The 22114-nt window shown below is 68.2% G+C and carries 15 protein-coding genes and 3 rRNA genes; 3 read left to right on the forward strand and 15 right to left on the reverse strand.

The genetic code is table 11. From position 1 onward, the window contains the following. Window positions 1–26: 26 nt before the first annotated feature. The 4 genes from FB563_RS11725 to FB563_RS11740 all read right to left on the reverse strand — a co-directional run bounded on the left by FB563_RS11725 (window position 27) and on the right by FB563_RS11740 (window position 5880). Window positions 27–671: an HAD family hydrolase gene (locus FB563_RS11725; protein WP_142218628.1), complete on the reverse strand. Its 645-nt coding sequence runs from the start codon at window positions 669–671 to the stop codon at window positions 27–29. Between the two features lie 59 nt (window positions 672–730). After that, a 5S ribosomal RNA gene (gene rrf, locus FB563_RS11730) occupies window positions 731–847 on the reverse strand. Between the two features lie 82 nt (window positions 848–929). After that, window positions 930–4049: ribosomal RNA gene (locus FB563_RS11735) — 23S ribosomal RNA — on the reverse strand. Window positions 4050–4354: 305 nt separating this feature from the next. Continuing rightward, window positions 4355–5880: ribosomal RNA gene (locus FB563_RS11740) — 16S ribosomal RNA — on the reverse strand. The 16S, 23S and 5S rRNA genes sit together here, the layout of an rRNA operon. 822 nt (window positions 5881–6702) lie before the next feature. On the opposite strand from FB563_RS11740, the gene trpS reads away from it, so the two are divergent. Next, the gene (gene trpS, locus FB563_RS11750) at window positions 6703–7731 is read left to right on the forward strand and encodes a tryptophan--tRNA ligase (RefSeq protein ID WP_055703502.1); all 1029 of its coding nucleotides are present in this window, start codon (window positions 6703–6705) and stop codon (window positions 7729–7731) included. A 68-nt stretch (window positions 7732–7799) separates the two neighbouring features. On the opposite strand, the gene proC is transcribed toward trpS, so the two are convergent. The 6 genes from proC to FB563_RS11780 all read right to left on the reverse strand — a co-directional run bounded on the left by proC (window position 7800) and on the right by FB563_RS11780 (window position 12318). Beyond that, window positions 7800–8612, reverse strand: coding sequence for a pyrroline-5-carboxylate reductase (proC, locus tag FB563_RS11755; RefSeq protein ID WP_055703501.1), 813 nt, complete (start codon window positions 8610–8612; stop codon window positions 7800–7802). Window positions 8613–8719: 107 nt separating this feature from the next. Then, a complete protein-coding gene (locus FB563_RS11760; RefSeq protein ID WP_055703500.1) occupies window positions 8720–9511 on the reverse strand; it encodes an ABC transporter permease in 792 nt (263 codons plus the stop codon). Further along, window positions 9508–10308 carry an ABC transporter ATP-binding protein gene (locus FB563_RS11765; RefSeq protein WP_142218630.1) on the reverse strand — a complete coding sequence of 267 codons (801 nt, stop codon included), beginning with the start codon at window positions 10306–10308 and terminating at the stop codon, window positions 9508–9510. Before FB563_RS11765 ends, FB563_RS11760 begins: the two co-directional genes overlap by 4 nt. Window positions 10309–10421: 113 nt before the next feature. Beyond that, window positions 10422–11201: a class I SAM-dependent methyltransferase gene (locus FB563_RS11770; RefSeq protein ID WP_142218631.1), complete on the reverse strand. Its 780-nt coding sequence runs from the start codon at window positions 11199–11201 to the stop codon at window positions 10422–10424. A 225-nt stretch (window positions 11202–11426) separates the two neighbouring features. Further along, window positions 11427–11951, reverse strand: coding sequence for an EamA/RhaT family transporter (locus tag FB563_RS11775; protein ID WP_142218632.1), 525 nt, complete (start codon window positions 11949–11951; stop codon window positions 11427–11429). 49 nt (window positions 11952–12000) lie between these two features. Then, window positions 12001–12318, reverse strand: a complete 318-nt coding sequence (locus tag FB563_RS11780; protein ID WP_142218633.1) for an SH3 domain-containing protein — start codon at window positions 12316–12318, stop codon at window positions 12001–12003. Between the two features lie 177 nt (window positions 12319–12495). Between FB563_RS11780 and FB563_RS11785 the strand changes: the two genes are divergently transcribed. Further along, the gene (locus tag FB563_RS11785) at window positions 12496–14592 is read left to right on the forward strand and encodes a serine/threonine-protein kinase (protein ID WP_142218634.1); all 2097 of its coding nucleotides are present in this window, start codon (window positions 12496–12498) and stop codon (window positions 14590–14592) included. Between the two features lie 55 nt (window positions 14593–14647). Here the strand turns inward: FB563_RS11785 and ilvD are convergent, their stop codons facing one another. The 4 genes from ilvD to FB563_RS11805 all read right to left on the reverse strand — a co-directional run bounded on the left by ilvD (window position 14648) and on the right by FB563_RS11805 (window position 19168). Next, a complete protein-coding gene (gene ilvD / locus FB563_RS11790) occupies window positions 14648–16501 on the reverse strand; it encodes a dihydroxy-acid dehydratase (RefSeq protein ID WP_055706799.1) in 1854 nt (617 codons plus the stop codon). Between the two features lie 127 nt (window positions 16502–16628). Next, entirely contained in the window at window positions 16629–17258 is a 630-nt protein-coding gene (locus tag FB563_RS11795) for a TetR/AcrR family transcriptional regulator (protein WP_055706798.1), read from the reverse strand. A 14-nt stretch (window positions 17259–17272) separates the two neighbouring features. Continuing rightward, window positions 17273–18085 carry a sugar phosphate isomerase/epimerase family protein gene (locus tag FB563_RS11800; protein WP_055706797.1) on the reverse strand — a complete coding sequence of 271 codons (813 nt, stop codon included), beginning with the start codon at window positions 18083–18085 and terminating at the stop codon, window positions 17273–17275. 150 nt (window positions 18086–18235) lie between these two features. Beyond that, the gene (locus tag FB563_RS11805; protein WP_055706796.1) at window positions 18236–19168 is read right to left on the reverse strand and encodes a Ppx/GppA family phosphatase; all 933 of its coding nucleotides are present in this window, start codon (window positions 19166–19168) and stop codon (window positions 18236–18238) included. Between the two features lie 188 nt (window positions 19169–19356). On the opposite strand from FB563_RS11805, the gene FB563_RS11810 reads away from it, so the two are divergent. Then, the gene (locus FB563_RS11810) at window positions 19357–20109 is read left to right on the forward strand and encodes a DUF3109 family protein (RefSeq protein ID WP_055706815.1); all 753 of its coding nucleotides are present in this window, start codon (window positions 19357–19359) and stop codon (window positions 20107–20109) included. 127 nt (window positions 20110–20236) lie between these two features. Here FB563_RS11810 and FB563_RS11815 read toward each other — a convergent pair whose 3' ends face one another. After that, complete coding sequence (locus FB563_RS11815; protein ID WP_142218635.1) at window positions 20237–21985, reverse strand: BACON domain-containing protein; 1749 nt, start codon at window positions 21983–21985, stop codon at window positions 20237–20239. Window positions 21986–22114: the final 129 nt, after the last annotated feature.

Below are 22114 nucleotides of genomic sequence, written 5' to 3' on the forward strand. Positions count from 1 at the left end.
TGTCAGGCACCGGGCGATGGCTTCCGTCAGACCACCAGGTCAGCCAACTCGCCCATGGAGGAGAAGAGTTCATCGGCTCCCGCCAGCTTCGCCGCCGGCGTCATCGCGGTGAACCCGTAGACGGTCATCCCGGCCGCCAGGGCCGCCTGCACGCCCAGCGGAGAGTCCTCCACGACCACGCACCGCTCCGGCGCCACGCCCATCCGCTGCGCCGCATACAGGAAGAGGTCGGGCGCCGGCTTCCCACGCCCCACGTCCTCGGAGCTGAAGAGGCGCTCCTCCGGGAACCACCGGTCGAGCCCGGCGGTTCGGTGCCCGACCCGGATCCGCGCGTGACTTCCCGAAGAGGCCACGCAGTACGGCACCCCGTCGGCCGCCAGCTTCTCCAGTACGCCGGCCACGCCCGCCACCGGCTGCAACTCCCGCTCGAACGCGGCGAACACGCGCGCGTGGAAGACGTCGTCGAAGTCGTCCGGCAACCGCTGCCCGGTCCGCTCCAGCACCAGCTCATGGATCCGGTGCATCGCCGAGCCCATGTAGTCCCGTATCGAGTCCTCGTACGACGTCGGGTGACCCAACTCGGTCAGGTAGGCGGCCAGATGCCGATTGGAGATGGGCTCGCTGTCGACGAGCACTCCGTCATTGTCGAAGATGATCAGGTCATAGCGCATGGGCCAACCATAAACGCAGAAAGGCCCACGCCAAATGGCGTGGGCCTTTCCCAAGAATTGTTCGGCGGCGTCCTACTCTCCCACAGGGTCCCCCCTGCAGTACCATCGGCGCTGTGAGGCTTAGCTTCCGGGTTCGGAATGTAACCGGGCGTTTCCCTCACGCTATGACCACCGAAACACTATGAAACTGACAACCGAACCATGCAAGGCATGGGGCTGTTCGTGGTTTCAGAACCAACACAGTGGACGCGAGCAACTGAGGACAAGCCCTCGGCCTATTAGTACCGGTCACCTCCACCAGTTACCTGGCTTCCAGATCCGGCCTATCAACCCAGTCGTCTACTGGGAGCCTTACCCCATCAAGTGGGTGGGAGTCCTCATCTCGAAGCAGGCTTCCCGCTTAGATGCTTTCAGCGGTTATCCCTCCCGAACGTAGCCAACCAGCCATGCCCTTGGCAGAACAACTGGCACACCAGAGGTTCGTCCGTCCCGGTCCTCTCGTACTAGGGACAGCCCTTCTCAAGACTCCTACGCGCACAGCGGATAGGGACCGAACTGTCTCACGACGTTCTAAACCCAGCTCGCGTACCGCTTTAATGGGCGAACAGCCCAACCCTTGGGACCGACTCCAGCCCCAGGATGCGACGAGCCGACATCGAGGTGCCAAACCATCCCGTCGATATGGACTCTTGGGGAAGATCAGCCTGTTATCCCCGGGGTACCTTTTATCCGTTGAGCGACGGCGCTTCCACAAGCCACCGCCGGATCACTAGTCCCGACTTTCGTCCCTGCTCGACCCGTCGGTCTCACAGTCAAGCTCCCTTGTGCACTTACACTCAACACCTGATTGCCAACCAGGCTGAGGGAACCTTTGGGCGCCTCCGTTACCCTTTAGGAGGCAACCGCCCCAGTTAAACTACCCATCAGACACTGTCCCTGATCCGGATCACGGACCCAGGTTAGACATCCAGCACGACCAGACTGGTATTTCAACGACGACTCCACACACACTGGCGTGCATGCTTCACAGTCTCCCAGCTATCCTACACAAGCCGAACCGAACACCAATATCAAACTGTAGTAAAGGTCCCGGGGTCTTTCCGTCCTGCTGCGCGAAACGAGCATCTTTACTCGTAGTGCAATTTCACCGGGCCTATGGTTGAGACAGTCGAGAAGTCGTTACGCCATTCGTGCAGGTCGGAACTTACCCGACAAGGAATTTCGCTACCTTAGGATGGTTATAGTTACCACCGCCGTTTACTGGCGCTTAAGTTCTCAGCTTCGCCCCACCGAAATGGAGCTAACCGGTCCCCTTAACGTTCCAGCACCGGGCAGGCGTCAGTCCGTATACATCGCCTTACGGCTTCGCACGGACCTGTGTTTTTAGTAAACAGTCGCTTCTCGCTGGTCTCTGCGGCCACCCCCAGCTCACCAAGTAAATTGGATCACCAGGTGTGGCCCCCCTTCTCCCGAAGTTACGGGGGCATTTTGCCGAGTTCCTTAACCATAGTTCACCCGAACGCCTCGGTATTCTCTACCTGACCACCTGAGTCGGTTTAGGGTACGGGCCGCCATGAAACTCGCTAGAGGCTTTTCTCGACAGCATAGGATCATCCACTTCACCACAATCGGCTCGGCATCAGGTCTCAGACACATGCAGGGCGGATTTGCCTACCCTGCGTCCTACACCCTTACCCCGGGACAACCACCGCCCGGGATGGACTACCTTCCTGCGTCACCCCATCACTCACCTACTACCAGCTCGGGTCACCGGCTCCACCACTCCGACCTCGTCCGAAGACTCAGCCGGCGGCTTCACGGGCTTAGCATCACTGGATTCGATGTTTGACGCTTCACAGCGGGTACCGGAATATCAACCGGTTATCCATCGACTACGCCTGTCGGCCTCGCCTTAGGTCCCGACTTACCCTGGGCAGATCAGCTTGACCCAGGAACCCTTAGTCAATCGGCGCACACGTTTCTCACGTGTGAATCGCTACTCATGCCTGCATTCTCACTCGTCAACCGTCCACGACTACCTTCCAGTGCCGCTTCACCCGGCAGACGACGCTCCCCTACCCATCACAGCACCCGTTGGGGCTAAAGCTGCAATGACACGACTTCGGCGGTACGCTTGAGCCCCGCTACATTGTCGGCGCGGAATCACTAGACCAGTGAGCTATTACGCACTCTTTCAAGGGTGGCTGCTTCTAAGCCAACCTCCTGGTTGTCTGTGCGACTCCACATCCTTTCCCACTTAGCGTACGCTTAGGGGCCTTAGTCGATGCTCTGGGCTGTTTCCCTCTCGACCATGGAGCTTATCCCCCACAGTCTCACTGCCGCGCTCTCACTTACCGGCATTCGGAGTTTGGCTAAGGTCAGTAACCCGGTAGGGCCCATCGCCTATCCAGTGCTCTACCTCCGGCAAGAAACACACGACGCTGCACCTAAATGCATTTCGGGGAGAACCAGCTATCACGGAGTTTGATTGGCCTTTCACCCCTAACCACAGGTCATCCCCCAGGTTTTCAACCCTGGTGGGTTCGGTCCTCCACGAAGTCTTACCTCCGCTTCAACCTGCCCATGGCTAGATCACTCCGCTTCGGGTCTTGAGCGTGCTACTACAGCGCCCTATTCGGACTCGCTTTCGCTACGGCTTCCCCACCCGGGTTAACCTCGCAACACACCGCAAACTCGCAGGCTCATTCTTCAAAAGGCACGCAGTCACGAGATGCAGCAAGCTGCATCCGACGCTCCCACGGCTTGTAGGCACACGGTTTCAGGTACTATTTCACTCCCCTCCCGGGGTACTTTTCACCATTCCCTCACGGTACTATCCGCTATCGGTCACCAGGGAATATTTAGGCTTAGCGGGTGGTCCCGCCAGATTCACACGGGATTTCTCGGGCCCCGTGCTACTTGGGTGTCTCTCAAGCAAGCCGCTGACGTTTCGACTACGGGGGTCTTACCCTCTACGCCGGACCTTTCGCATGTCCTTCGCCTACATCAACGGTTTCTGACTCACCGACCAGCCGGCAGACTGATCAAGAGAGATCCCACAACCCCGTATACGCAACCCCTGCCGGGTCTCACACGCATACGGTTTGGCCTCATCCGGTTTCGCTCGCCACTACTCCCGGAATCACGGTTGTTTTCTCTTCCTGCGGGTACTGAGATGTTTCACTTCCCCGCGTTCCCTCCACACTGCCTATGTGTTCAGCAGCGGGTGACAGCCCATGACGACTGCCGGGTTTCCCCATTCGGAAACCCCCGGATCAAAGCCTGGTTGACGACTCCCCGGGGACTATCGCGGCCTCCCACGTCCTTCATCGGTTCCTGGTGCCAAGGCATCCACCGTGCGCCCTTAAAAACTTGGCCACAGATGCTCGCGTCCACTGTGCAGTTCTCAAACAACGACCAGCCACCCATCACCCCGAACCAACAGGCTCGAGTTCACCGGGGCCGGCATCTCAGAGGGAGTTCATTCCCTCAGACACCCAACAGCGTGCCCGACACGATCAGCCGACCAGATCAGCGTTCCACGCCCCGAGGGGCAGTACTAGCGCCTGGTCCGTCCTGGACCGTGCCGAATAATCAACGTTCCACCCATGAGCAACCAGCATCGGACGTTCGCCGATGTACTGGCCTCTGACCGAGCGAACCCGGTAAGAAGTGCTCCTTAGAAAGGAGGTGATCCAGCCGCACCTTCCGGTACGGCTACCTTGTTACGACTTCGTCCCAATCGCTAGTCCCACCTTCGACAGCTCCCTCCCACAAGGGGTTGGGCCACCGGCTTCGGGTGTTACCAACTTTCGTGACGTGACGGGCGGTGTGTACAAGGCCCGGGAACGTATTCACCGCAGCAATGCTGATCTGCGATTACTAGCGACTCCGACTTCATGGGGTCGAGTTGCAGACCCCAATCCGAACTGAGACCGGCTTTTTGAGATTCGCTCCACCTCACGGTATCGCAGCTCTTTGTACCGGCCATTGTAGCACGTGTGCAGCCCAAGACATAAGGGGCATGATGACTTGACGTCGTCCCCACCTTCCTCCGAGTTGACCCCGGCGGTCTCCTGTGAGTCCCCATCACCCCGAAGGGCATGCTGGCAACACAGAACAAGGGTTGCGCTCGTTGCGGGACTTAACCCAACATCTCACGACACGAGCTGACGACAGCCATGCACCACCTGTACACCGACCACAAGGGGGGCACTATCTCTAATGCTTTCCGGTGTATGTCAAGCCTTGGTAAGGTTCTTCGCGTTGCGTCGAATTAAGCCACATGCTCCGCCGCTTGTGCGGGCCCCCGTCAATTCCTTTGAGTTTTAGCCTTGCGGCCGTACTCCCCAGGCGGGGAACTTAATGCGTTAGCTGCGGCACCGACGACGTGGAATGTCGCCAACACCTAGTTCCCACCGTTTACGGCGTGGACTACCAGGGTATCTAATCCTGTTCGCTCCCCACGCTTTCGCTCCTCAGCGTCAGTAATGGCCCAGAGATCCGCCTTCGCCACCGGTGTTCCTCCTGATATCTGCGCATTTCACCGCTACACCAGGAATTCCGATCTCCCCTACCACACTCTAGCTAGCCCGTATCGACTGCAGACCCGAGGTTAAGCCTCGGGCTTTCACAATCGACGTGACAAGCCGCCTACGAGCTCTTTACGCCCAATAATTCCGGACAACGCTTGCGCCCTACGTATTACCGCGGCTGCTGGCACGTAGTTAGCCGGCGCTTCTTCTGCAGGTACCGTCACTTGCGCTTCTTCCCTGCTGAAAGAGGTTTACAACCCGAAGGCCGTCATCCCTCACGCGGCGTCGCTGCATCAGGCTTTCGCCCATTGTGCAATATTCCCCACTGCTGCCTCCCGTAGGAGTCTGGGCCGTGTCTCAGTCCCAGTGTGGCCGGTCGCCCTCTCAGGCCGGCTACCCGTCGTCGCCTTGGTGAGCCATTACCTCACCAACAAGCTGATAGGCCGCGGGCTCATCCTTCACCGCCGGAGCTTTCCAAGTTCACAGATGCCTGCGAACCTCGTATCCGGTATTAGACCCCGTTTCCAGGGCTTGTCCCAGAGTGAAGGGCAGATTGCCCACGTGTTACTCACCCGTTCGCCACTAATCCACCCCGAAGGGCTTCATCGTTCGACTTGCATGTGTTAAGCACGCCGCCAGCGTTCGTCCTGAGCCAGGATCAAACTCTCCGTGAATGTTTTCCCGTGATCGGGATGAACACCACGAGAGCGGTGCGAGAGGAGGAATAGTCCCCTCGCACACAGCGTCCTCGCTGTGTTATTTCAAAGGAACCTCGACCATCGGATTGTTCCGACGGACGGGGTATCAACATATCTGGCGTTGATTTTTGGCACGCTGTTGAGTTCTCAAGGAACGGTCGCTTCCTTTGTACTCACCCTCTCGGGCTTTCCTCCGGGCGCTTCCCTTCGGTGTTTCCGACTCTATCAGATCTTTTCTCGATCCGATTTCCTCGGTGCTTTCCAGGTTCTCGCTCTCGCGTTTCCCTTTCCGGCGGTTCCGACTCTATCAGATCCTTTCGGTGTCTGACGCCCAGTCAGCGGGCTTGTCTTCCCGGCCCCGTTGGGCCGTTCCGACGAGTGAGACTTTAGCGGATTCCGTGCTCCCGAGCTAATCGGGGGCGGCGTCCTTTCGAACGCGGATTCCTCATTCCGAAAATACGCATGCCGAAGCGGACGATGCCGAAGCGTCGAATCTCGACTGGTACCTGCGGAGTGGCTGTCCGGGGACCGACCGGAGTCGGCGCTCACGTCGGACAACCCGGAGAACACTACGGATCGGCGTGTCGTGTGTCAACTCTTGCCCCTCGTGCACTCCGGAGGCGTACTCTGGTCGACATGACGACGCGTACGTGTACCCAGCTTTGGTGGGCCGCCTGACGGCGGCCGTACTCACGTATGCATCCAACGGCCGCCGCTTCGGCGGCCGTTCTCGTATCTCCTCCGGACTCCGGGGGCCGGCCGCAGGAGCGGCGGTCCCGACCAGGAGGTGGAGTGAAGATGACACGGGTCTTCAGCGGGATTCAGCCGACCGGGCACCTGACGCTGGGCAACTACCTGGGAGCCCTGCGGCGGTGGGTCGAGACCGACCAGCACCAGGCCGACTCGTTGTTCTGCGTCGTGGACCTGCACGCGCTGACGGTGGACCAGGATCCGGCGCGACTGCTGAGGCTCAGCCGGCAGACGGCGACGTTGATGCTGGCGGCCGGGCTGGATCCCGGGGTGTGCACCGTGTTCCTGCAGAGCCATGTCGACGAGCACACGAGGCTGTCGTACCTGCTGGAGTGCGTGGCGACCGACGGTGAGATGCGTCGGATGATCCAGTACAAGGAGAAGACGGCGAAGGTTCGGGCGCACGGCGGGACGGTGCGGCTGTCACTGCTGACGTATCCGGTGCTGATGGCGGCGGACATCCTGGGCTACGGCGCGGACGAGGTGCCGGTCGGGGACGACCAGGTGCAGCACGTCGAGCTGGCGCGGGACCTGGCGGTGCGGTTCAACCAGCGGTACGGGCACACGTTCGTGGTGCCGAGGGCGACCCGTCCGGCGGTGGCGGCGCGCGTGATGAACCTGCAGAGCCCGGCGTCGAAGATGGGGAAGTCGGACGAGTCGGGGCTGGGTGTCGTCTATCTGCTCGACGAGCCGGACGACGTGCGGAAGAAGGTCATGCGGGCCGTCACCGACAGCGGGCGGGACGTGGCGTACGACCGTGCGGGGCGGCCGGGGGTCGCGAATCTGCTGGAGATTCTCGCTGCGTGCACGGGCGGGAACCCTGAGTCACTGGCAGACGTTTACGATTCGTACGGCGCCTTGAAGAAGGACACCGCGGAGGCGGTGGTGGAGGTCCTCAGGCCCGTGCAGGCCAGACACAGGGAGCTGTGCGCGGATCCCGGCTATGTGGAGGGGGTGCTGCGGGATGGTGCGGACAAGGCGCGGGCGATGGCCCGGCCGACCGTCGATGCGGCTTACCGGGCGATCGGGCTGTTGCCGCCGGTGTTCGAGACGGCGCTGAGCGGGGCCGGGCGTTAGGGGCTGCTTGTGCGGAGCCCGTGCGGGGGCGGGCGGCTGGTGGTGAGCCGTCGCCCCCCTGCGCCGGGTCAGTCCTTCTTGCCGGAGGCGAGTTCGCGGCTGCGGTCGCGGGCGGCTTCGAGGGCGGCGATGAGGGCGGCTCGTACGCCGTGGTTCTCCAGTTCGCGGATGGCGTTGATCGTGGTGCCGGCCGGGGAGGTGACGTTCTCGCGGAGCTTGACGGGGTGTTCGCCGCTGTCGCGGAGCATCACGGCGGCGCCGATGGCGGACTGGACGATGAGGTCGTGGGCCTTGTCGCGGGGCAGGCCGAGCAGGATGCCGGCATCGGTCATGGCCTCGACCAGGTAAAAGAAGTAGGCGGGGCCGGATCCGGACAGGGCGGTGCAGGCGTCCTGCTGGCTCTCGGGGACGCGAAGTGTCTTGCCGACGGCGCCGAAGATCTCCTCGGCGTGCGCGAGGTGCTCCTCGGTGGCGTGGCTGCCGGCGGAGATGACCGACATGGCCTCGTCGACGAGGGCCGGGGTGTTGGTCATGACGCGGACGACCGGGGTGCCTGCGGCCAGGCGCTCCTCGAAGAAGGAGGTGGGGATGCCGGCGGCGCCGCTGATGATCAGGCGGTCGGCGGGGACATGCGGGGCGAGCTCGTCCAGGAGGGCGCCCATGTCCTGCGGCTTGACCGTGAGGATGAGAGTGTCGGCGGTCTTGGCGGCCTCGGCGTTGGTGACCGGGCTGACTCCGTAGCGGGTGCGGAGTTCTTCGGCGCGTTCGGGGCGGCGGGCGGTGACCAGGAGGTCGGCGGGGGCCCAGCCGGCCCGGATCATTCCGCTGAGCAGGGCTTCGCCGATCTTGCCGGTGCCGAGGACTGCGACTTTCTGGCTCATGGGGTTCAGTCTGGCACCGGCGGGTGAGGTGGCGATCGGCTGTCCGGTGGGCGGACCGGGGCTGGCCTGGACCGGGGCTGGACCGGGCGAGTTCCGCTTTCCCCGGGTTACGCGGTGCGCCTTCGGAGTGTCGCCGCCCCCAGTCCCAGCACCAGCAGCGCGCAGCCCGCCACGATCAGGACGTCCCGCAGGAAGGTGGCCGTCATGTCGGTGTGGCGGAGGACCTGGTTCATGCCGTCGACGGCGTACGACATGGGCAGGACGTCGGAGACGCCCTCCAGGACGGGGTGCATGTTCGAGCGGGCGGTGAACAGGCCGCACAGCAGGAGCTGGGGGAAGATCACCGCCGGCATGAACTGGACCGCCTGGAACTCCGAGGCGGCGAAGGCCGAGACGAAGAGCCCGAGGGCCGTGCCGAGCAGGGCGTCGAGGAGGGCGACGAGGAGGAGCAGCCAGGGTGAGCCGGTGACGTCGAGGCCGAGCACCCACACGGCGAGGCCGGTGGCGAGGGCGGACTGGACGATGGCGAGGGCGCCGAAGGCGAGGGCGTAGCCGGCGATGAGGTCGGCCTTGCCGAGGGGCATGGCGAGGAGGCGTTCGAGGGTGCCGGAGGTGCGTTCGCGCAGGGTGGCGATGGAGGTGACCAGGAACATCGTGATCAGCGGGAAGATGCCGAGCAGGGAGGCGCCGATGTTGTCGAAGGTGCGGGGGTTGCCGTCGAAGACGTAGCGCAGCACTATCAGCATCAGGCACGGGACGAGGATCATCAGCCCGATGGTGCGCGGGTCGTGGCGCAGCTGGCGCAGGACCCGGGCGGCGGTGGCGGTGGTGCGGCCGGCGTTGATGACACCGGTCGGGGCCGGGGCGGTCGTGGTGCTCGCGCTGTTCGTCGTGCTCATCGGGTGCTCTCCTTGGGTCGGGCTGCCGCGGCTGCCTCGTCGACGAGGTGGAGGAAGGCGGCCTCGACGGTGTCGGTGCTGGTGCGGGTGCGCAGGGCGTCCGGGGAGTCGTCCGCGAGGATCTCACCCTCGCGCATGAGCAGGAGGCGGTGGCAGCGCTCGGCCTCGTCCATGACATGGGAGGAGACGAGGAGGGTGGCGCCGCGGGTGGCGGCGATGTCGTGGAAGAGGTGCCACAGGTCGCGGCGCAGGACGGGGTCGAGGCCGACGGTGGGTTCGTCCAGGACGAGGAGTTCGGGGGCGCCGAGCAGGGCCACGGCCAGGGAGACGCGGTTGCGCTGGCCGCCGGAGAGGTTGCCGGCGAGGGCGTCGGCGTGGCTGGTGAGGTCGACGTCGGCGATGGCCCGGGTGACGTGTTCGTGGCGTCGTCCGGCGGCCGCGCGGCCGGGGTCGAGGATCGCGGCGAAGTACTCGAGGTTCTGGCGGACGGTCAGGTCGTCGTAGACGGACGCGTCCTGGGTGACATAGCCGATGCGCGAGCGCAGGGCGGGGTGGCCTGCCGGGTGGCCGAGGACCTGGAGGGTGCCGGTGACCTTGGCCTGGGTGCCCACGATCGAGCGCATGAGGGTCGACTTGCCGCATCCGGAAGGACCGAGCAGGCCGGTGACCTGGCCACGGGGGACCGAGAAGTCGAGGTGGTGGAGGACGGTCCGGGGGCCGCGGACGACGGTGAGGTCCTGGGCGTGGACGGCGGCGGTGGCGGGCGGGGGTGGCGGGTCCGGCACATAATTCATCATGCGATGAATAATCTGCCCGGAGGGCGCACGCGTCAAGGGACCGACCGGGCGGACATGCGAAAGCGGCGGCCGGACGAGCCCGGCCGCCGCTCGCAGCGGCGCTTCTTCGCCGATCAGGGCTTGGTGGCGACGAGCAGCAGCACGTCGTAGGTCTCCTCGACCATGCCGTCCGGGAAGGCCTTCAGCAGATGGGCGCGCTCCTCTGCCAGGAAGGCGGTCCTGCGGTCCTCGGGGGTGAGGAGGAACGCCGAATGGCTGCCGATGTTCGCGAGGTGGGTGTCGATCGTGACGCGGCGGCTCCAGCGGACGTCGCGGCGGGTGAAGTCCAGGCGTCCGCTGGGGTCGGCCAGGTCCGTGCGCTTGCCGGCCCTGCGCTTCTCGGCGGCGATGTCGATGCCGAGGAAGCGGCCGATGCGGTCGGCCGCCTCGGCGATCCAGTCGACGTCCAGCGCGTCGGTGTTCCACCACACCGCCAGCGCACCGCCCGGCCGCAGCACCCGCAGCGCCTCCGGGACCGAGCGGGCGGTGTCGGTCCAGTGCCAGGCCTGGGCGTAGGTGACGAAGTCGGCGTACGCGTCGGTGACGGGCAGGGCGTCGCCGCTGCCGCGGACGATCGGGAGACGCGGCAGCCCACGGCGGAACTCGGCGGCCATGCCCTCACCGGGGTCGACGGCGAGCACGTCGGCGCCGCGGTCATGCAGGAGGGCGGTCGCGATGCCGGTACCGGCCCCGACGTCGACGACCCTGGCACCGGCCAGCGGCCGGCCGGCCAGTTCCTCGATGGCGTCGAAGAGGGCGGGCGGGTAGGACGGGCGGTTCGCGGCGTACTGGGCGGCGGCGGAGTTGAAGGAGTGCGCGCGGGCGGAGGGCGGTGGCGGTTGCGTCACGGTCATACGGCCCATGGTGCGGGCGAGGGGAGGTGACGGCAGGGGGTTTTCGGGCGGGAGGGGGTTCTTCAGGGGCTTCGGGGAGGAGGGGGTTCTTCAGGGGCTTCGGGGAGGAGTCCGGGATAAGGGCAGAGGGCGGCCACCGCAAGCCCCTGTCACCGGCCCGCCCTCATCCCCTGAGCACCGGGAACCGGTGTCACCGGCCCCCGTCACCGACCGCCGGACCCGGTGTCACCGGCGCCGCTTCTTCTTCGAGGGGTTGCCGGTGCGGCGGGAGGTGCGGCGCTCGTACTCCTCGCGGGCCGTCTCGTACTCCGCGCGGTGCAGCTTCTCGCCGGGCGCCTCGGTGAGGGAGCGGAAGAAGTAGGCGAGGAGGGAGCCGACGAAGCCGATGGCGAGCAGGCCGCGCAGGGAGGCCTGGCGCTGGGGGTCGTGGCGTTCGCCGAAGCCCTCCCAGGTGTTGCGGAAGGCGAGCGCGCTGCAGATCGCGAACATGACGATGATCAGCACGGTGACGAAGGAGCCGGTGTCGGCGATCCGGATGCCCTCGTAGGCGAAGCGGAGGACCAGGCAGGAGGCGACGGCCGCGGCGAGGGAGCCGACGGCGGCACCGGCGCGGCGGGCCGCGTAGCCGTTGTCGTGGTTCACCCAGGTGGTGCCGAAGAAGCGGAGGGGCTCCGGGCGGGGGCCGCCGCCCTGGGCCGTACCGCCCGAGGAGCCCGCCGGGGTGTCCGGGGTGCCGGTTTCGTCGCTCACGGAACGATTATGGCGCCGGGCGGGGGCGGGCTCGGGGCGGGGTCAGGCGTCAGGCGCAGCGCGAGGCGATGTAACCGTCGCTGCCGGTCTGGACGTAGGCGTCGGAGACGTACTCGCCGTTGTCGATGTTGTCCCAGATGTTGGTCGTGCCGTACGGACCGGAGACCCGCGTGCCCGGTGCCTGGCAGAAGATCGGGACGCGCATGCCCTCGGGCAGGACGCGGACGATCCCGTAGTCGGTGCCCGGGCCACTGCGGACATTCAGGCGGACGCCCGGAGCGACCGCGTAGGTGCGTATGGCCGCCTCCGCCGTCACCGCGTCGTCTGCGGCACCGGGTTCGACCTTTTCGGCACGGTCAACAGCCATGTGAAACCTCCCCGTTGAGCACCATGGTCACCATGGGCGTCAGTGATCCCCGTGATCGAGTCCCAGCACACGTGTGCGCGACTCGCGCGCAGGCTAGCAAGCCGCCTCTGTCTCGCACGAGTCATCGACTAGGCTCCGTGCGTCGCGCGCGCGGACGAACAGCACGGGGGTGGTCGCATGGCGCCACGCGGGAACACAGGAGCGGGCGCGGAAGCGGAACTTCCCGAGTACGCCGGTCACTACCGCCTGGAGTCACGGCTCGGTTCGGGTGGCATGGGTGTCGTCCATCTGGCGCGCAGCACCTCGGGGATGAAGCTCGCGGTGAAGGTCGTACACGCCGAGTTCGCGAGGGATCCCGAGTTCAGGGGCCGTTTCCGGCAGGAGGTGGCCGCCGCCCGGAGGGTGAGCGGCGCCTTCACCGCGTCCGTCGTGGACGCCGATCCGGAGGCCGAACGGCCATGGATGGCCACGCTGTTCATTCCCGGGCCCACGCTGTCCGAGCACGTCAAGCGGAACGGACCCATGCCGGCGGCGCAGTTGCGGCGGCTCATGGCCGGGCTCGCCGAGGCGCTTCGCGACATCCATCGGGTGGGGGTCGTGCACCGGGACCTCAAGCCGAGCAACGTGCTGCTGGCGGAGGACGGGCCGAAGGTCATCGACTTCGGCATCTCCCGGCCGAAGGACAGTGAACTGCGCACCGAGACCGGGAAGTTGATCGGTACGCCACCTTTCATGGCGCCGGAGCAGTTCCGGCGGCCGCGTGAGGTCGGGCCCGCCGCCGACATCTTCGCGCTCGGGTCGGTGATGGTGCACGCGGCGACCGGGCGTGGCCCGTTCGACTCCGACAGCCCGTACGTCGTCGCCTACCAGGTGGTGCACGATGAGCCCGATCTGACCGGGGTACCGGAGAATCTCGCGCCGCTGGTGCTGAGCTGTCTGGCCAAGGAGCCCGAGGACCGGCCGACGCCGGACGAGCTGATGCGCGAACTGCGGTCGGTGGCGGCCTCCTACACCACACAGGCGTTCATACCGGCACAGCGTACGGGCGACGAGCCACCGGCTCCGCGTTCTCCCGCCGGGGAACGGCCCGAGCCGGCGGTCAAGAGGCGGGGCGGGAGGAGGGTGGCCGTCGGCGCCGGGGCGCTCGCTGTCCTCATGGCCGCCGCCTTGGCCTCGGCCCAGTGGAGCGGGGGCGGCGGCCGTACGCCTGCCGGTACGAGCCCGCACACGAAGGCAGCCGCATTCAGCTCCTGGCGGGCCCGGCCGACGCCCGGCGCCACGGGGATGCCGCAGTGCGCGTACGGGGCGGGAAAGCTGTTTTGCGCCCGGACCGGTGTCGCTTTCGCCCTCTCCCCTGCCGACGGAAAGCTCCTGTGGCGCCGTTCCGCCGCCCCCCGGCCCGCGTGCGGGCCGCCGGTTCCGTCGGATGCTCTCGTGCAGTTCTGCTCGGACGGCGGGTCCCTGCTGACGGCACGCGACCCGCGCTCCGGCAACGCGGTGTGGAAGCGTGCTCTGCCTCATGGCACGACGGTCCGGTACGCCGGCGGCACGGCCCTGCTCACGGGCGCCGACGGGACGGTCACCGGCGTGGACGGCAGGTCGGGCCGGACCAAGTGGCACCGGCGCCTCCCCGGCTACAGCACGCCGGCCCTCGCCTCGTTCGCCGGGGATCCGCTGGCGTACGCGACCACCTCGTCCCAGGACGGCACGCACACGCATGTGGCCGCCGTGGATCCGGACAGCGGTGCGGTGCGTTGGGAGGCGACCCTGGGCGGGATCCTGAAGCCCGTCGGCAGCCAGCGCGGGTCCCTGTTCTTCCTGTCCGTCGACAAGGCCTGGGCCGCGAACGCCGTGGTCCGCTACACACCGGCCGCGAAGGCGTCGCGCCGGGTGGCCCTGCCGGTCCCGCGCCTGTCACCGCAGGCCACCGCGTACGGCGGCACGGTGTATCTGCTGGCCGCTGGCGGCTCGCTGGAAGCCGTCGACCTGGACGCCGGCAGGCGGCTGTGGCACATCGAGACGTCCGTCAGCCGTGGTTCCGCGCCGGTCGGCGATGGCGGGCACGTCTGTTTCACCGCGGCCGACGGACGCCTGCTGGCGTTCGACGCGCGTGACGGTCACCTCGTGGGGCAGACGCCGCCCCGGCTCGGCGCCGACGCGGACGAGGTCACCGGGGAACTCCCGGCACCGCTGGTGGTCGAAGGCCGCGTCTACGCCACCGCCCCCGACGGAACCGTCTTCGCCGTCGCGGCGCGCGACCCGTCCGGCTGGTGACGCACGAAGGGGCCGCCCCCCTGCGGGAGGCGGCCCCTTCTCGCCGGTGCCGGGCTCAGCCCAGCTTGGTCACGTCCCGCACCGCGCCCTTGTCGGCGCTGGTCGCCATCGCCGCGTAGGCGCGGAGGGCCTGGGAGACCTTGCGCTCACGGTTCTTCGGCGCGTACACCCCGCCCAGCGCCTGCTCGCGGCGGGCGAGCTCCGCCTCGTCCACCAGCAGCTCGATCGTGCGGTTCGGGATGTCGATGCGGATGCGGTCGCCGTCCTGGACGAGGGCGATGGTGCCGCCGGAGGCCGCCTCGGGGGAGGCGTGGCCGATGGACAGGCCGGAGGTGCCGCCGGAGAAGCGGCCGTCGGTGATCAGGGCGCAGGTCTTGCCCAGGCCGCGGCCCTTCAGGTACGAGGTCGGGTAGAGCATCTCCTGCATGCCGGGGCCGCCCTTGGGGCCCTCGTAGCGGATGACGACGACGTCGCCGTCCTTGACCTCGTGGGTGAGGATGCGCTGGACGGCCTCCTCCTGGGACTCGCAGACGACGGCCGGGCCCTCGAAGGTCCAGATCGACTCGTCCACGCCGGCCGTCTTCACCACGCAGCCGTCGACCGCCAGGTTGCCCCGGAGGACCGCCAGGCCGCCGTCCTTGGAGTAGGCGTGCTCGACCGACCGGATGCAGCCGCCCTCCGCGTCCTCGTCCAGGGCCGCCCAGCGCTCGGACTGGGAGAAGGCCTCGGCGGAGCGGACGCAGCCCGGGGCCGCGTGCCACAGCTCCACCGCCTCCTGCGAGGGCGAGCCGCCGCGGACGTCCCAGGTCTTCAGCCAGTCGTCCAGGGACGGGCTGTGCACGGCGTGGACGTCCTCGTTGAGGAGACCGGCGCGGTGCAGTTCACCCAGCAGGGCCGGAATGCCGCCGGCCCGGTGCACGTCCTCCATGTAGTACGTGCGGTTCTTCGCGACGTTCGGGGCCACCTTGGCGAGGCAGGGGACGCGGCGGGAGACGGCGTCGATCTGCTCCAGGCCGAAGGGGACGCCGGCCTCCTGGGCGGCGGCCAGCAGGTGCAGGATCGTGTTGGTGGAGCCGCCCATCGCGATGTCCAGGGCCATGGCGTTCTCGAAGGCCTGGAAGGTGGCGATGTTGAGCGGCAGGACCGAGTCGTCGTCCTGCTCGTAGTAGCGGCGGGTGAGGTCCATGACCGTGCGGGCGGCGTCGACGTAGAGCTGCCTGCGCGCGGTGTGGGTGGCGAGGACCGAGCCGTTGCCGGGGAGGGACAGGCCGATGGCCTCGGTCAGGCAGTTCATCGAGTTGGCGGTGAACATGCCGGAACAGCTGCCACAGGTCGGGCAGGCGTTCTCCTCGATGCGGAGGATGTCCTCGTCGGAGATCTTGTCGTTGACGGCGTCGGAGATCGCGTCGACCAGGTCGAGGGTGCGGACCGTGCCGTCGACCAGGGTGGCACGGCCGGACTCCATCGGGCCGCCGGAGACGAACACCGTCGGGATGTTCAGGCGCAGGGCCGCCATCAGCATGCCCGGGGTGATCTTGTCGCAGTTGGAGATGCAGACCAGGGCGTCGGCGCAGTGCGCCTCGACCATGTACTCCACCGAGTCGGCGATCAGGTCGCGGGAGGGCAAGGAGTACAGCATGCCGCCGTGGCCCATCGCGATGCCGTCGTCCACGGCGATCGTGTTGAACTCGCGCGGGATGCCGCCCGCCTCCTTGATCGCCTCGCTGACGATCCGGCCGACCGGCTGAAGGTGGGTGTGTCCCGGCACGAACTCGGTGAAGGAGTTCGCGACGGCGATGATCGGCTTCCGGCCGATGTCCGCACCGGGTACACCGGAGGCGCGCATAAGGGCGCGGGCGCCCGCCATGTTGCGGCCGTGGGTGACTGTGCGGGACCTCAGCTCGGGCATCGTCGCTCGCTCCTTCAGAGACTGCGATCAGAGAGACTTCTGACTGCTTACGAGCCTACGCCGGTGCTCCAAACGCTGGACACGGTTGTCCGGAATGCGGGACACGTGTTTCATCCGGCCGCCGGTCTCACCTGACCGTGAGGTGGTGCTGCACGACGGGGGCGACGCGCGCGATGATCTGCTCCAGGTCCGCCGAGGCCAGCGGCTCCAGTTTGATCACGTAACGCATCATCGCCGCGCCCACCAGCTGGGCGGCGGCCAGCTCGGCGCGCAGCTCCGGGTCCGGCAGATCCACCTGGGCGGCGATGCGGCGCAGCAGCTGGGAGGCGATCAGGCGGCGGAACACGGCGGCCGCGGTCTCGTTGTTGACGGCCGACCGGACGATCGCGAGGAGCGGTGTACGGGTCGTGGGGTTCTCCCAGACGCCGAAGATGAACCGGGTCAGCCGCTCCCCCACCGCGTCCAGCGGGCCGGCGGCCACCGCCTCGGGGGCGTTCAGCGCGGGCGCGAAGGCCACCGCGATCGCCGCCTCGAAGACCTGCTCCTTGGTGCCGAAGTAGTGGTGGACCAGCGCGGAGTCCACGCCGGCCGCCTTGGCGATACCGCGCACGGACGTCTTCTCGTACCCGCGCTCGGAGAACTCCGCACGGGCGGCGGAGAGGATGCGATCACGGGTGTCGGCCGACTCGGCGCGCGGGGGGCGGCCTCTTCGGCGGGCCGTCGGCTCCTTCCCGGCAGGAGGCAGGGGCTCGCTCATGGCCGCAGTGTCGCTCATCGCCGGGGCACCCGGACCGCCGACGCCAGGTGCTTGCGGGTGAAGGCCAGGGCCTCGGCGAGGTCGGCCTCGCGTTCGGCTCCGGACATCGCCCGCCGGGTGTTGACCTCGATGACGACATGGCCGTCGAACCCGGACAGCGTCAGGTGCTCCAGCAGTTCCGCGCAGGGCTGGGTGCCGCGGCCCGGCACCAGGTGCTCGTCCTTGGCCGAGCCCCGGCCGTCGGCCAGGTGGACGTGCCCGAGCCGGTCGCCCATGCGGCCGACCATCTCCAGGGCGTCCGTACGGGCCGTCGCCGCGTGGCTGAGATCGATCGTGAAGTGCCGGTAGTCGTGCTGGGTGACGTCCCAGTCCGGGGCGTAGGCGAGCATCTCGCGGTCGCGGTAGCGCCACGGGTACATGTTCTCGACGGCGAACCGTACGTCCGTCTCGTCCGCCATCCGCCAGATCCCGTCGACGAAGTCGCGCGCGTACTGCCGCTGCCAGCGGAAGGGCGGGTGTACGACGACGGTGGAGGCGCCCAGCTTCTCGGCGGCCGCGCGGGCCCGCTGCAGCTTGACCCAGGGGTCCGTCGACCAGACCCGTTGCGTGATCAGCAGGCAGGGGGCGTGGACGGCCAGGACCGGGATGCCGTGGTAGTCCGACAGGCGGCGCAGCGCCTCGATGTCCTGGCTGACCGGGTCGGTCCACACCATGACCTCGACGCCGTCGTAGCCGAGGCGCGCGGCGATCTCGAAGGCCGTCGCGGTGGACTCCGGGTATACCGAGGCCGTCGACAGCGCGATGGGCACGTCCGTTGGTTCAGCCACGTCCGTCACCTTACGGCGTGCGGTGGTGCCGGTGTCGGGTGCCTATTCGCCGGTGTGAGGTTTGCCATTCCGGCGGGTGCGGCTGCGTGGTCGCTCGCGCGCATGCGGCGGAGCCGCATATCGAAACAGCCCCGCGCCCCTTCCGTGGCGCTAGTCGGAGCCCATGTGATCAAGGCGCCGGAGGATGACACCCTCCCTCAGAGCCCAAGGGCAGATCTCCACTTTCTCCACCCCGAACAGGTCCATCGCGCCCTCGGCCACCAGGGCGCCCGCGAGGAGCTGGCCGGCTCGGCCGTCGGAGACCCCGGGGAGCTCGGCGCGCTGGTCCACCGTCATGCCGGCCAGGCGCGGGACCCAGGCCTCCAGTGACTCGCGCTTGAGTTCGCGCTGGACGTAGAGGCCGTCGGCGCTGCGGGCGGCGCCGGCGATGCGGGCGAGCTGCTTGAAGGTCTTGGAGGTGGCGACCACGTGGTCGGGGGCGCCGAAGCGGCTGAATTCGCCGACCGTGCGGGCGATCTCGGTACGGACATGGCGGCGCAGGGCGCGCACGGCCTCCGGGGTGGGCGGGTCGCCGGGCAGCCAGCCCGCGGTGAGCCGGCCGGCGCCGAGCGGCAGGGAGACGGCGGTGTCCGGCTCCTCGTCTATGCCGTAGGCGATCTCCAGGGAGCCGCCGCCGATGTCCAGGACCAGCAGCTTTCCGGCGGACCAGCCGAACCAGCGGCGCACGGCGAGGAAGGTCAGGCGGGCTTCCTCAGGACCGGTCAGGACCTGGAGCCGTACGCCCGTCTCCTCCTCCACGCGGGTGAGGACGTCGTCGGCGTTGGTGGCCTCGCGCACGGCGGAGGTGGCGAACGGCAGCAGATCCTCGACGCCCTTGTCCTCGGCGGCCTGGAGCGCGTCCTGTACGACCGCGACCAGCTGGTGTATGCCGTCGTCGTCGATGGCACCGCTGTCGTCGAGCAGTTGGGCGAGCCGAAGTTCGGCCTTGTGGGAGTGCGCGGGCAGCGGGCGCGCGCCGGGGTGGGCGTCCACCACCAGCAGATGCACCGTGTTCGAACCCACGTCCAGGACACCGAGTCTCATATACGGAACGCTACTGCCAGAACGCCCGGCGGCGGTCCCCGGAGCGGTCCTCGGCGCTTTACCCTGGACGGGTGCCGAAGACGAAAAAGGCGAAGGACCACAAATCCTCCAAGGGATTGAAGGATTCCGCGCAGGCAAAGGCGTCGTCCGTGTCCAAGAAGTCCACGAAGTCGAAGAAGGCCCCGCAGATGAGCGACGAGAAGGGGCTCGACTTCGCGCGCGCCTGGGTGGAGTTTCCCGATCCTGCGGACGACGAGCAGGTCTTCCGCTGTGATCTGACATGGCTGACCTCTCGCTGGAACTGCATCTTCGGCAGCGGCTGCCAGGGCATCCAGGCGGGCCGCGCGGACGACGGGTGCTGCTCGCTGGGCGCGCACTTCTCGGACGAGGACGACGAGAAGCGGGTCGCCGAGCATGTGGCACGGCTCACGCCGGAGATCTGGCAGAACCACGACGAGGGCACCCGGAACGGCTGGGTCTCCAAGGACGAGGAGGGCTCCCGCCAGACCCGCCCGTTCCAGGGCTCGTGCATCTTCCAGAACCGGCCCGGTTTCGCGGGCGGGGCAGGCTGCTCGCTCCACATCCTCGCGCTGCGGGAGGGCCGGGAGCCGCTGGAGACCAAGCCGGACGTGTGCTGGCAGCTGCCGATCCGGCGGACGTACGACTGGATCGACCGCCCCGACGACACGCGGGTCCTGCAGGTGTCGATCGGCGAGTACGACCGCCGGGGCTGGGGGCCGGGCGGCCATGACCTGCACTGGTGGTGCACCTCGGCGACCTCCGCACACGGCGCGGGCGAGCCGGTGTACGTCTCCTACCGGGCGGAGCTGACCGAGCTGATGGGCAAGGCCGGATACGACCGTCTGGTCGAGCTCTGCGAACAGCGCCTGGCGTCGCAGCTGCCCCTGGTCGCCCCCCACCCGGCCGACCCGGCCCCGTAACGCCACCTGCCCGACGCCGCCCGGCCGAGGAAGCCGGCGACCGCCCGGGCGTCCGCCGCGTCTCCCGCCCCGCTGCCGGCCGGGCGGGCTCAACGCACATTCACCTGTCCCCCCACCCGCCCGGAACTCATCCCTGGCTCCCTGACGGGCTGGGCGTCCCGCTGTCGGACGGGGTGGGTGTCGGGGTCGGGGAGTCGGGCGGTGAGCTGGGGTCGGTGGGGGTGGACGGGGGGTCGGTCGGCGGGGTCGGTCCAGTCGTCGGGGGGCCGGTGGGGGGTGTGGTCGGCGGAGTGGGGGTGGGAGTGGCGGAGCCCGGGGGTGTGGGGCGGCGGGTGGGGGCCGTGCCGTAGCCGTCGATGGTGACCACCGCGCCGGCCGGGGAGACCGCCACCTGTGACTGCCAGTGGCCGGCCGGCTCGCGGAGGTGGTCGACGTACACCTTGATCGTCAACGAGTCGCCGGGGGCGAGGGTTCCCGCGGACCGGCTGAGGTAGAGCCAGGGCGCCGAGGTGGACGCGGACCAGTGGACCGGGGAGGAGCCGGAGGCGATGAGGGTGACAAGGGTCGTGTCACCGTCGTTCGCCGCGCTGACGTCGAGCCGGCCGGCGCCCTGGTGGTCCGCTCCGGTCACGCTGACGACCTCCACGGAGACGTCCGCCTTGCCGTCCTCGCCGATGTGGGCACCGGGCTTCACGCTCGCGTTCCCGGCGTTCTCGTAGCCGCCGGCCGTGTCGCTGCCGAGGGCGTCGGGGCCCTGCGCCTCGTGCGCGGTGGCGGAGGGGCCCTCCCCGTCCGCCGTCGGCGCGCCCCGGTAGGCGGCCCACAGGGCCAGCACGGGGGCGGCCACCACCGTGGCGACGACCGTCGTCGTCACCGCACGCGCGCGTAGCCGGTCGCGGCGGGCCGCACGGTCCTTGGGGTCCATCGGGAAGCCGCGCCGGTCGAAGCGGGGCGCCGCCGCGCCACGCGCGCGTGCGGAGTGCGTCAGGGCGATGTGCAGGGCCGCCCGCGGGGCCTCCAGGACGGGCAGCTCTGCCGGGGTGACCGTGGCGCCGGGCCAGCGGCCGGGGACGGCGCGCTCGGCGGTGCGGCGGCAGCGCGGGCAGTCGTCCACGTGCCGGACCAGTTCCCGGCGCAGGGCCGTGCTGAGGACCAGGCCGCTGTCCCCGGTGAGGTGGGCCACGCTCGGACAGCCGCCGGTCTCGACCACGGCGAGCGCCGCGCGGGTGCGCTCGACCTCGCAGGCGGCGGCGGCCAGCAGCTCGCGCGCGGCGGCCGGTTCCATGCCGAGGACGGCGGCGACCTCGGGGGCGGTCAAGTGGTGGCGGACGGCCAGCTCCAGGGCCTCGCGCTGCTCGGGCGTCGTACCGGCCGCCTCCGGCCAGGCCAGCAGGGCCAGTTCGCGGCGCCGCTGTTCCTGGGCGTCCGCGGAGAGTTGCGGTTCGGGGGTCACCCCCGCGGCCCTGGCGCGGCCCGCCGCGTGGGTGGCCTGACGTTTCTGCTTGGCCTCGGCCAGCTTGCGCAGGCACGCCCAGCGGGCCAGCGCGTACAGCCAGGCCCTGCGGTCGGCGGCCTCCGGGACGCGGTGTCCGCGCCGCTCGGCCAGGGCGAGGACGTCGCCGAGGGCGGCGGTGGCCGCGTCGTGGTCGCACAGCACCGACAGACAGTAGGTGAACAGCCCGTCCACGTACGGTTCGTAGCGCGCCGGCGGCCGCTGGGCGAGGGTGCGCGCGGCGGCACGGTCGCGCGCCTCCCGCATCTCGCGGGCCTCTCCTGCTTCGCGTCCCTCCCGCGCCGCTCGTGCTTCTCGGGCCTCGCCGCGCGTCCCGTGCGCGCCGGGGGTGCGGGTGGTGGTCTGCGGACTACTGCTCATCACCCGTGCGACCGTAGGCGGCGGTGGAGCGCCCCTTCCTGAAGCTTGAGCTCTTTTAATCCGTACGGGTGAAACGATCCCTCATAAGGGGACAGGAACCCTTTGTTCCATGGCTCGAACCCGGCGGGTGGT

The organism is Streptomyces puniciscabiei (genome assembly GCF_006715785.1).
Lineage (GTDB): Bacteria > Actinomycetota > Actinomycetes > Streptomycetales > Streptomycetaceae > Streptomyces > Streptomyces puniciscabiei.